This is a genomic window from Streptococcus sp. VTCC 12886, assembly GCF_049893425.1.
GTDB classification, from domain to species: Bacteria; Bacillota; Bacilli; order Lactobacillales; family Streptococcaceae; genus Streptococcus; species Streptococcus suis_AA.
The window spans coordinates 58,103-67,803 of record NZ_JBMVJB010000010.1 but is presented as its reverse complement, the minus strand read 5'-3'; the positions used below and the strand labels follow the sequence as shown (position 1 = coordinate 67,803).

The following is a 9,701-nucleotide window of genomic DNA, read 5'->3' as shown; positions in this document are numbered from 1 at the left end:
ACAGCAGTTAAGCCCTAGAACGCCTGAAGTAGTTGGGGGTTGCCCCCTGTTAGATACGGTAGTCGCTTAGCAATATTTGGAGAGAAATCTCCATATGGGAGTTTAGCTCAGCTGGGAGAGCATCTGCCTTACAAGCAGAGGGTCAGCGGTTCGATCCCGTTAACTCCCATATCATGTTACTAAAAGCGTTAATAAAACCGAATGAAAGTAGTAAACTGACACAGAGTCAATGACTCTAGAAAGTTAATGTTTTTCACTAGGATTTTAGCTTGAGTACAGATTGGTCCCGTAGTGTAGCGGTTATCACGTCGCCCTGTCACGGCGAAGATCGCGGGTTCGATTCCCGTCGGGACCGTTCGGATTGTTTGTGGTACAATTCAAAGAAATATTCAAGACTCGTTAGCTCAGTTGGTAGAGCAATTGACTTTTAATCAATGGGTCGCTGGTTCGAGCCCAGCACGAGTCATATGCGGGTTTGGCGGAATTGGCAGACGCACCAGATTTAGGATCTGGCGCTTTCGGGCGTGGGGGTTCAAGTCCCTTAACCCGCATAGGAATAGAAATAGGCCGGCTTAGCTCAGTTGGTAGAGCATCTGATTTGTAATCAGAGGGTCGCGTGTTCAAGTCATGTAGCCGGCATTCAGAAGAATTGCGAACGTAGTTCAGTGGTAGAACACCACCTTGCCAAGGTGGGGGTCGCGGGTTCGAATCCCGTCGTTCGCTTTAAGAGCCGGGGTGGCGGAACTGGCAGACGCACAGGACTTAAAATCCTGCGATGGCAACATCGTACCGGTTCGATTCCGGTCCTCGGCATGGACTACATATATAGTTAGCACCCTTAGCTCAATTGGATAGAGTACCTGACTACGAATCAGGCGGTTAGAGGTTCGACTCCTCTAGGGTGCATCACTCGCTTAATGGAGACGTTAGGGGAGCTTTATTTTTAATGATATCGGGAAGTAGCTCAGCTTGGTAGAGTACTTGGTTTGGGACCAAGGTGTCGCAGGTTCGAATCCTGTCTTCCCGATTCACTATTTGGCGGTGTAGCTCAGCTGGCTAGAGCGTCCGGTTCATACCCGGGAGGTCGGGGGTTCGATCCCCTTCGCCGCTATTAACTTGTTGCTGGACCTTTAGCTCAGCTGGTTAGAGCTCTCGGCTCATAACCGAGCGGTCGTAGGTTCAAGTCCTACAAGGTCCATTTGGAGGATTACCCAAGTCCGGCTGAAGGGAACGGTCTTGAAAACCGTCAGGCGTGTAAAAGCGTGCGTGGGTTCGAATCCCACATCCTCCTTTACTTACTATCGCGGGATGGAGCAGCTAGGTAGCTCGTCGGGCTCATAACCCGAAGGTCGTAGGTTCAAATCCTGCTCCCGCAATTCTATTTATATTGTGGATTATGGCTCGGTAGCTCAGTTGGTAGAGCAATGGATTGAAGCTCCATGTGTCGGCGGTTCGATTCCGTCTCGCGCCATTACATGGCTATGTCCAAGTAGTTACTTTATTTCTTGGGCGCGTAGCTCAGATGGTTAGAGCGCACGCCTGATAAGCGTGAGGTCGGTGGTTCGATTCCACTCGTGCCCATAAAATAATATGGAGAATTACTCAAGAGGCTGAAGAGGACGGTTTGCTAAATCGTTAGGTCGGGTAACTGACGCAAGGGTTCGAATCCCTTATTCTCCGTAAGTGAACGAGATTATCTATTGATATTCTCGTTTTATTGTATTTTCAATTGTATTTTCAGTAGAGGGTCTTTTAATGAATAAATTGTCTAAGCTCATCATAGCCTTTTTCGTTTTCCTAATTCTATCGTTTTCATTGCTGTTTGTTACGACAAGTGGCAGTCATGATATTCCGTTTCTTTCTAGTATTGTTTCTGGTGTCATGACGCCTATAGAAAAAATTTTTTCACCAACCGTTTCATTTATTACTGCACAAAGAACAAAGATTGAGGATCTTTTTTCTACTTTTAATGAAAATCAAGAATTAAAACAATCTATCGCTTCACTTGAGAATATTTCTGAAGACAATGAAACTTTACGTTTAGAGAATGAGTCATTAAGAAAGGATTTAGGGATTGTAGCTTCATTTCCTGAAAAATCTTTTCTTTCTAGTTTTGTTTTAGTTAGAAATCCTGTATCTTGGACTGAACAATTGATTATCGATGCTGGAACTGAACAGGGTGTTGTTGAAAATATGTTAGTTGTAGCGAATGGTGGGCTTGCTGGGATAGTTACAAATGTTGAGTCTTCTTCTGCTAATGTAAAATTGTTAACTAATTCTGATGAATTTACTAAAATACCAGTTAAAATTTCAACTCAATCTGGGGATATTTATGGTATTTTGTCTGGTTATGATTCAGATTCAAATAGTTTTGTTGTCAATCAACTTAATTCTATGGATGAAATTAAAATTGATAGTAATGTTGTAACTAGCAATTTAGCAGGGACAACACCTGCAAATATTCAAGTTGGGAAAGTCAAATCTATTAGTTCGACAAGCAATAATTTGAATAGAGAAGTTTTTATTGAGCCAACTACCGATTTTTCTGAGATTTATTCGGTCTTATTAGTGGAGGAATAATATGAAATATAGCTCATTACGCTTATTAGTTTTTCCTTTTTTATTCTTCATTTTTTTGATTGATAGCCAGTTATCAACTTTATTTACTACAGTTTCTTTTAGTCATTTTTCTATTTCGAGCCATCTTTTGCTTTTAGCTGGTCTGTATCTAATTGACCTCATTTCTTTGCCATCGTCCCTATTTATTTTTATTGTACTCGGTTTAATTTATGACCAATATTATCTGAATATCCTTGGAATTGCAACTACAATTTTTCCGCTCTTGATATTTGTTATCTATTATTTCTACAAATCTTTCGAACGCAATTGGTTCGTTGATTTACTAGTTTTTTTGGTGTTAATCTTCTATTTTGAATTTGTTAGTTATTTGTTTGCTAGGATTTTTCATCTGACGAATTTGTCAGTCTTTATTTTTACTTTTTATAATCTACTACCTAGTTTAATCATAAATAGTGTTATGTATTGTCTAGGAAGACCGGTTTTTAAGCGTTTTTTTGACATTACATATAAGACATAAAAATGTAATAATTGCGTAACATTATTACGCTTTTTTTTTGTTAAAATGATAGAGTCAGAATATGAAAGAGGAGTCTAATTTAGTATGAAGAAAAAAATCTTAGCTACATTGATGTTGAGTACTGTTGTTTTATCGAATGTTAGCTATGTGGCTGTGATTAGCGCGAATGATATTGATAGTCAGATTGAAGTTAAAAACCAAGAAATTAGTAGTCTCACTGCACAGCAAGCAGCTGCACAACAACAAGTTGATAATATTCAAGCTCAGGTTGACGAAATTGTTGCTGAGCAGGCTAAATTAAATGAAGAAAATGCTCGTTTAGAAAGTGAATCTGCATCATTAGAGGCTGAAATTGAACGTTTGTCTGCTGATATTGTGTCTCGTGATGGTGCATTGAAAGAACAAGCTCGTAGCGCACAAGTTGATGCTTCAGCATCTAGTTACATCAATACTATTTTAGATTCAAAATCAATTGTTGATGCAGTGTCACGTGTGAATGCTATGCGTGAAATTGTTACTGCTAATAATCGTATGTTAGAGCAACAAAAAACTGATAAGGAAGCTATTGTAGAAAAACAAAAGGCAAACCAAGAAGCAATTAAGACTTTGGCGGCTAATCGTCAAAAACTTGAAGATGATGCTCAAGTTTTGGAAGTACGTCAGGCTGAGTTAAAAGCGGCTCAATTGAATCTTGCGGCAGAAAAAGCGACTGCTGAAGATGAGAAGTCAGCGTTGTTGGCAGAAAAATCTGCTGCTGAAGAGGCGGCTCGTCAGGCTGCAGCTCGTCAAGCAGCATATGAAGCTCAACAAGTTGCTTTGGCTCAACAACAGGCAGCCTCAATTGTTTCAACACCTGTTGCACAACCTAGTACTGAAACAGTTGTTACTTCTTCTCAAAGTCAAGTAGTCGAACAATCAACAACTGTATCAACACCTTCAAATTCATCCTCTTCATCATCCTCTTCATCATCCTCTTCGTCTTCATCTGCAGCATCTAATAATGCAAGATACAATGCTTCATCTTATCCTGTAGGTGAATGTACATGGGGTGTTAAATCTCAACTGTCATGGGTTGGCCCTTATTGGGGTAATGCTAACCAGTGGGTTGCATCAGCACGTGCAGAAGGTTTTAGCGTTGGGACAACTCCGCAAGTTGGAGCAGTTGCTGTTTGGGTTGGTGGAGCATATGGACATGTGGCTTTAGTTACTGCTGTTGAAAGTTCTACAAACATTCAAGTCTCAGAGTCCAACTATTTGGGTCGTCGTTATATTGGTAACCACCGTGGTTGGTTTAATCCTACGACAACTTCTGAAGGTACAGTTTATTATATTTATCCTTCATATTGATTTGTTATTTTTATTAGAGCGTAATCATTGTGCGCTCTATTTTTTATTGAAAAATGAAGTAAAAAACGTTAAAATAGTAATGGTAGAAAAATATAGGAGGCAGTCATGTCGTTTACTGACTTAAAATTGTTCGCACTATCATCTAATCAAAAGTTAGCAGAGAAAGTGTCACACATCATAGGAATCCCTTTGGGAAAATCAAGTGTTCGTCAATTTTCAGATGGTGAGATTCAAGTCAATATTGAAGAGTCTATCCGTGGTACGCATGTGTTCATTCTTCAATCAACTAGCTCACCAGTCAATGATAACTTAATGGAAATTTTGATTATGGTAGATGCTCTAAAGCGTGCATCTGCAGAATCAGTAAACGTTGTTATGCCTTACTATGGTTATGCACGTCAAGACCGTAAAGCACGTGCACGTGAGCCAATCACTTCTAAATTGGTTGCAAATATGTTACAGACAGCCGGAGTTGATCGCTTGTTAACGATTGATTTACATGCCGCGCAAATTCAAGGTTTCTTTGATATTCCAGTTGACCATTTGATGGGAGCTCCTTTAATTGGTGATTATTTTGAGCGTCGTGGTATGGTAGGAGATGGCTATGTGGTTGTATCTCCAGACCATGGTGGTGTGACTCGTGCTCGTAAATTAGCTCAATTCTTAAAGACTCCGATTGCAATCATTGATAAACGGCGTAGCGTTGATAAGATAAATACATCAGAAGTTATGAATATTATTGGTGATGTTGAAGGAAAAACCTGTATTTTGATTGATGATATGATTGATACAGCAGGTACGATTTGTCATGCTGCAGATGCGTTAGCAGAAGCGGGTGCAACAGCTGTCTATGCTTCTTGTACTCACCCGGTTTTATCAGGACCAGCGATGGATAACATTAGTAAATCAGCTATTAAGAAATTAGTTGTTTTGGATACAATAGAGATTGCTGAGGATCGCTTGATTGACAAGATTGAACATATCTCGACAGCTGAATTATTGGCAGAAGCGATTATTCGTATTCATGAAAAACGTCCACTGTCACCTTTGTTTGAAACAAGTCGTGGTTAATACGTATAAGAAGAGTTAAATGACTCTTCTTTTTTACATTTATTTGGAAATTATATTATAATAGTTCTATATGTTTTTGAGGTGACAGTATGGATTTATTAAATCGTTTCAATAAAAATTTAAATCGAATTGAGGTATCAATGATTCGTCAATTTGATCAGTCAATTTCTGATGTGCCTGGGATTTTAAAACTGACCTTGGGAGAGCCTGATTTTACAACACCGGATCATGTGAAAGAGGCAGCAAAAGCGGCAATTGATGCGAACAAAAGTTACTATACAGGTATGGCTGGACTGTTGGATTTGCGTGAAGCTGCGGCTGAATTTGTAGCTCAAAAATACAATTTAACTTACAATCCAAATACTGAGGTTTTATCAACGATCGGTGCGACCGAGGCTTTATCAGCTAGTTTAGTGGCCATTTTGGAGGCTGGTGATACTGTTCTCCTGCCTGCTCCTGCCTACCCTGGTTATGAACCTATTGTCAATATGGTAGGGGCAGACATCGTTGAAATCGATACGACTGCTAATGATTTTGTATTGACGCCTGAGATGTTGGAAGAGGCGATTATTGAGCAGGGGGATAAGCTAAAAGCTGTCATTCTCAACTATCCTGCCAATCCAACGGGTGTGACTTACTCACGGGAGCAAATTCAGGCTTTTGCGGATGTCATTCGGAAGTATCCAATTTTTGTCTTGTCTGATGAGGTTTATGCAGAGTTGACTTATACTGGTCAGCAACATACATCAATTGCAGAATTTTTACCAGAGCAAACCATTTTGATTCAAGGACTTTCTAAATCTCATGCTATGACGGGATGGCGGATTGGCTTGATTATGAGTCAGGCTCCGATTATTGCTCAAATAATTAAAAGTCACCAGTATCTAGTAACAGCCGCAGCGACAGCTATGCAATATGGTGCAGTGGAGGCCTTAAAAAATGGTAAGGATGATGCCCTACCGATGCGGGCGGAATATGTCAAGCGTCGGGATTATATCATCGAAAAGATGACTGACTTGGGCTTTAAGGTTATCAAACCTGATGGTGCTTTTTATATCTTTGCCAAAATACCTGCGGAATACAATCAGGATTCATTTAGTTTTTTACAGGATTTTGCTAAGAAAAAAGCAGTTGCCTTTATTCCAGGTGCAGCTTTCGGTAAATACGGGGAAGGGTATGTACGTATTTCTTATGCGGCAAGTATGGAAACAATTCAAACAGCTATGGCTCGTTTGAAAGAATATCTTAAAGAAAATGGAACGAATTGAAACCAGAGGAATCGTCCTTTATAATCAAGATTTCCGAGAAGATGATAAACTGGTCAAAATCTTTACCGAGAAGTCTGGCAAGCGAATGTTTTTCGTGAAACATGCCTCTAAGTCCAAGTTGGTAGCCTCTATTCAGCCGTTGACACATGCGGATTATATTGTCAAAATTAATGATGATGGTTTGTCTTATATAGAAGATTTTCATCAGGTACAGCCATTTAAATCAATTAACGGTGATATTTTCAAGCTCAGCTACGCCACCTATATATTAGCTTTGGCAGATGCGGCCTTGCAGGACAAGGTTTATGATCCAGCTCTTTTTGCTTTCTTGGTCAAAACCTTGGACTTGATGGAGTCGGGTCTGGATTATGAAATTTTAACCAATATCTTTGAAATTCAGCTATTGGGTCGATTTGGTGTTAGTTTGAATTTTCATGAGTGTGCTTTCTGTCATCGAGTAGGTCAGCCTTTTGACTATTCCTACAAGTACAGCGGGGTCTTATGTCCGCAACACTATCAACAAGATGAACGACGGGCTTATCTGGATCCTAATGTTCCCTATTTACTTGATCAATTTCAGGCTATTTCCTTTGATGAGCTGGAAACCATCTCCATCAAGCCTGAGATGAAACGCAAACTACGTCTTTTTATTGACCAGTTGTATGAAGAATATGTGGGAATTCACTTGAAATCAAAGAAATTTATAGATGATTTGTCTTCTTGGGGGCAGATTATGAAACCAAGAACAGAAAATGAGGAAACAGAATGAAACGTATTGCAGTAGATGCTATGGGTGGGGACCATGCCCCTCAGGCAGTGGTAGAAGGTGTCAATCAAGCTTTGGCTACCTTTCCAGATATTGAAATTCAGCTCTATGGCGATGAGGCAAAAATCAAGCAGCATTTGACAGCGACAGAACGTGTCAGCATTGTCCATACGACTGAGAAAATCAATTCAGATGATGAGCCTGTCAAGGCCATTCGTCGGAAGAAAGAGGCTTCTATGGTCCTAGCAACCAAGGCTGTCAAGGATGGCCAAGCAGATGCGGTCTTGTCAGCTGGAAATACAGGTGCTCTTTTGGCGGCAGGCGTCTTTGTGGTCGGTCGCATCAAGCACATTGACCGTCCTGGCCTTATGTCTACCTTGCCGACTATGGACGGTAAGGGATTTGATATGATGGACTTGGGAGCAAATGCTGAAAATACAGCTCATCACCTCTATCAGTATGGTATTCTTGGCTCATTTTACGCGGAGCACGTGCGTGGTGTCAAACAACCTCGTGTGGGACTTTTGAACAACGGTACGGAAGATACCAAGGGAACTCCAGTTCACCAAGAGGCCTATAAACTCTTGGCGGAAGACAAGTCAATCAACTTTATCGGCAATGTGGAAGCGCGTGAGTTGCTCAACAGCGTGGCGGATGTGGTCGTGACGGATGGTTTCACGGGAAACGCTGTGCTGAAAACCATAGAGGGTACAGCAAAATCCATCATTGGTCAGTTGACTGGCTCAATCAAGAATGGTGGTCTGCGTGCTAAAATTGGTGGTCTACTTGTTAAGCCAACCTTGAAAAAGGCGCTTGGTGCTATGGATTACAAAACAGCTGGCGGGGCAGTTTTGCTAGGTCTAAAAGCTCCAGTTATCAAGGCCCATGGATCCAGCGATGCTCAATCAATTTTCTACACTCTTAAACAGACGCGTTCGATTTTGGAGGCCGGAATTGTGGATAAATCAGTTGCCAAATTTTCTGTAGTGGAGGAAGACAATGAATAGAGAACAAGTCTATCAGCGGGTTGTTGAATTGATTCAAGATGAAAAAGGTGAGGATTTCGATGTTCAACCTGAGTCGACTTTGGCTGATAATATTGCTGCAGATTCTGTTGAAATTATGGAATTTGTGTTAAATTTGGAGGATGAGTTTGGAATTGATATTCCAGATGCTGCGATTGAGCGCTTTGAAACCCTTTCTGATATTGTTGATTTTGTTTATGAAGAAATACAAAAACGTTCGTAGTTTACGGGCGTTTTTCTTTAGTTTTACAGGAAGATTAAGGTATTTCTTGAATATACGAACAAGCTGTGATAAAATAAACAAAAAGGTTAGAATAATTTGTGAAAGGCGAACATTTTTATGAAAACAAACCTTATCTATTCAGGAAAAGCTAAAGATATTTTTGCTACAAGCGATGATGATCAAATTGTTGCAGTCTACAAGGATCAGGCAACGGCTTTTAATGGTGGTAAGAAAGAACAGATTGCTGGGAAGGGTCGGCTTAATAATCTGATTTCTTCACTTATTTTTGAAAAGTTAAATGAGGCTGGTGTAAAAACGCATTATATCAAGCGTTTATCAGATACGGAACAATTAAATGCGAAGGTGGATATCATTCCTCTTGAGGTTGTATTGCGTAATATTACAGCTGGATCATTTTCAAAACGATTTGGTGTGGAAGAAGGTATTGAGTTAACTCACCCTATTGTTGAGTTTTACTATAAAAAAGATGAGCTAGATGATCCTTTTATTAATGATGAACATGTTGCGTTTCTCAATATAGCTAGCCAAGAGGATATTGCTTATATTAAAGAAGAAACTCGCCGAATCAACGTTTTCTTGAAAGAGCTGTTTGCTCAGATTGGTTTAAAGCTGGTAGATTTCAAATTGGAATTTGGATTTGATAAAACAGGACAAATTATATTGGCTGATGAATTTTCACCAGATAACTGTCGTCTGTGGGATGTGGATGGAAACCATCTTGATAAAGATGTTTTCCGTCGTGGTCTTGGAGAGTTGACCGATGTTTATGAGGTTGTTTTAGAAAAATTGCAGAGCGTGAAATAGGGGATTTTAGAAAGGGATTGAAACCGTCCGGAAAATATGATTAGACTGGGAATCCACTAAATGTATTTGGTGATTTCTA

The 9,701-nt window shown here is 40.1% G+C and carries 9 protein-coding genes and 16 tRNA genes; all 25 read left to right on the top strand.

Annotation, left to right across the window (positions count from 1 at the left end; all coding sequences use genetic code 11):
• Nucleotides 1–96 precede the first annotated feature (96 nt).
• Nucleotides 97–169: transfer RNA gene (locus ACPC57_RS04680), tRNA-Val, on the top strand.
• Between the two features lie 113 nt (nt 170–282).
• Nucleotides 283–355, top strand: a tRNA-Asp gene (locus ACPC57_RS04675).
• A 38-nt stretch (nt 356–393) separates the two neighbouring features.
• Nucleotides 394–466, top strand: a tRNA-Lys gene (locus ACPC57_RS04670).
• Between the two features lie 3 nt (nt 467–469).
• Nucleotides 470–551: transfer RNA gene (locus ACPC57_RS04665), tRNA-Leu, on the top strand.
• A gap of 15 nt (nt 552–566) precedes the next feature.
• A tRNA-Thr gene (locus tag ACPC57_RS04660) sits at nt 567–639 on the top strand.
• A 12-nt stretch (nt 640–651) separates the two neighbouring features.
• A tRNA-Gly gene (locus tag ACPC57_RS04655) sits at nt 652–723 on the top strand.
• A 6-nt stretch (nt 724–729) separates the two neighbouring features.
• Nucleotides 730–813, top strand: a tRNA-Leu gene (locus ACPC57_RS04650).
• Between the two features lie 19 nt (nt 814–832).
• Nucleotides 833–906, top strand: a tRNA-Arg gene (locus tag ACPC57_RS04645).
• 47 nt (nt 907–953) lie between these two features.
• Nucleotides 954–1,027, top strand: a tRNA-Pro gene (locus tag ACPC57_RS04640).
• Nucleotides 1,028–1,037: 10 nt separating this feature from the next.
• Nucleotides 1,038–1,111: transfer RNA gene (locus tag ACPC57_RS04635), tRNA-Met, on the top strand.
• Nucleotides 1,112–1,124: 13 nt separating this feature from the next.
• A tRNA-Ile gene (locus ACPC57_RS04630) sits at nt 1,125–1,198 on the top strand.
• 3 nt (nt 1,199–1,201) lie between these two features.
• Nucleotides 1,202–1,291: transfer RNA gene (locus ACPC57_RS04625), tRNA-Ser, on the top strand.
• An 11-nt stretch (nt 1,292–1,302) separates the two neighbouring features.
• Nucleotides 1,303–1,376 (top strand) — tRNA-Met (locus ACPC57_RS04620).
• 22 nt (nt 1,377–1,398) lie between these two features.
• Nucleotides 1,399–1,471 (top strand) — tRNA-Phe (locus ACPC57_RS04615).
• Nucleotides 1,472–1,507: 36 nt separating this feature from the next.
• Nucleotides 1,508–1,581, top strand: a tRNA-Ile gene (locus tag ACPC57_RS04610).
• A gap of 11 nt (nt 1,582–1,592) precedes the next feature.
• Nucleotides 1,593–1,680: transfer RNA gene (locus ACPC57_RS04605), tRNA-Ser, on the top strand.
• A gap of 75 nt (nt 1,681–1,755) precedes the next feature.
• Nucleotides 1,756–2,580 carry a rod shape-determining protein MreC gene (mreC, locus tag ACPC57_RS04600; RefSeq protein ID WP_434066405.1) on the top strand — a complete coding sequence of 275 codons (825 nt, stop codon included), beginning with the start codon at nt 1,756–1,758 and terminating at the stop codon, nt 2,578–2,580.
• Between the two features lies 1 nt (nt 2,581).
• Nucleotides 2,582–3,097 (top strand): rod shape-determining protein MreD, encoded by a 516-nt coding sequence (gene mreD, locus ACPC57_RS04595; protein ID WP_130555653.1) that lies wholly within the window; start codon nt 2,582–2,584, stop codon nt 3,095–3,097.
• A gap of 84 nt (nt 3,098–3,181) precedes the next feature.
• Nucleotides 3,182–4,444 (top strand): peptidoglycan hydrolase PcsB, encoded by a 1,263-nt coding sequence (pcsB, locus tag ACPC57_RS04590; protein ID WP_274504418.1) that lies wholly within the window; start codon nt 3,182–3,184, stop codon nt 4,442–4,444.
• 105 nt (nt 4,445–4,549) lie between these two features.
• Entirely contained in the window at nt 4,550–5,515 is a 966-nt protein-coding gene (locus ACPC57_RS04585; protein ID WP_217374462.1) for a ribose-phosphate diphosphokinase, read from the top strand.
• 89 nt (nt 5,516–5,604) lie between these two features.
• Complete coding sequence (locus ACPC57_RS04580) at nt 5,605–6,783, top strand: pyridoxal phosphate-dependent aminotransferase (protein ID WP_217374464.1); 1,179 nt, start codon at nt 5,605–5,607, stop codon at nt 6,781–6,783.
• Nucleotides 6,770–7,552 (top strand): DNA repair protein RecO, encoded by a 783-nt coding sequence (recO, locus tag ACPC57_RS04575; protein ID WP_217374466.1) that lies wholly within the window; start codon nt 6,770–6,772, stop codon nt 7,550–7,552. Before ACPC57_RS04580 ends, recO begins: the two co-directional genes overlap by 14 nt.
• On the top strand, nt 7,549–8,556 hold the full coding sequence (plsX, locus tag ACPC57_RS04570) for a phosphate acyltransferase PlsX (protein WP_434066404.1): 1,008 nt from the start codon (nt 7,549–7,551) through the stop codon (nt 8,554–8,556). Before recO ends, plsX begins: the two co-directional genes overlap by 4 nt.
• A complete protein-coding gene (locus ACPC57_RS04565) occupies nt 8,549–8,797 on the top strand; it encodes a phosphopantetheine-binding protein (protein WP_130555198.1) in 249 nt (82 codons plus the stop codon). Before plsX ends, ACPC57_RS04565 begins: the two co-directional genes overlap by 8 nt.
• A 117-nt stretch (nt 8,798–8,914) precedes the next feature.
• The gene (purC, locus tag ACPC57_RS04560) at nt 8,915–9,622 is read left to right on the top strand and encodes a phosphoribosylaminoimidazolesuccinocarboxamide synthase (RefSeq protein WP_274504419.1); all 708 of its coding nucleotides are present in this window, start codon (nt 8,915–8,917) and stop codon (nt 9,620–9,622) included.
• The last annotated feature ends 79 nt before the right edge of the window (nt 9,623–9,701 follow it).

Coding starts and splice junctions, on each gene's coding strand:
- plsX (WP_434066404.1), top strand. CDS start 7,549: ATGAAACGTATTGCAGTAGATGCTATGGGTGGGGACCATGCCCCTCAG.
- mreC (WP_434066405.1), top strand. CDS start 1,756: ATGAATAAATTGTCTAAGCTCATCATAGCCTTTTTCGTTTTCCTAATT.
- ACPC57_RS04585 (WP_217374462.1), top strand. CDS start 4,550: ATGTCGTTTACTGACTTAAAATTGTTCGCACTATCATCTAATCAAAAG.
- ACPC57_RS04565 (WP_130555198.1), top strand. CDS start 8,549: ATGAATAGAGAACAAGTCTATCAGCGGGTTGTTGAATTGATTCAAGAT.
- mreD (WP_130555653.1), top strand. CDS start 2,582: ATGAAATATAGCTCATTACGCTTATTAGTTTTTCCTTTTTTATTCTTC.
- purC (WP_274504419.1), top strand. CDS start 8,915: ATGAAAACAAACCTTATCTATTCAGGAAAAGCTAAAGATATTTTTGCT.
- ACPC57_RS04580 (WP_217374464.1), top strand. CDS start 5,605: ATGGATTTATTAAATCGTTTCAATAAAAATTTAAATCGAATTGAGGTA.
- recO (WP_217374466.1), top strand. CDS start 6,770: ATGGAACGAATTGAAACCAGAGGAATCGTCCTTTATAATCAAGATTTC.
- pcsB (WP_274504418.1), top strand. CDS start 3,182: ATGAAGAAAAAAATCTTAGCTACATTGATGTTGAGTACTGTTGTTTTA.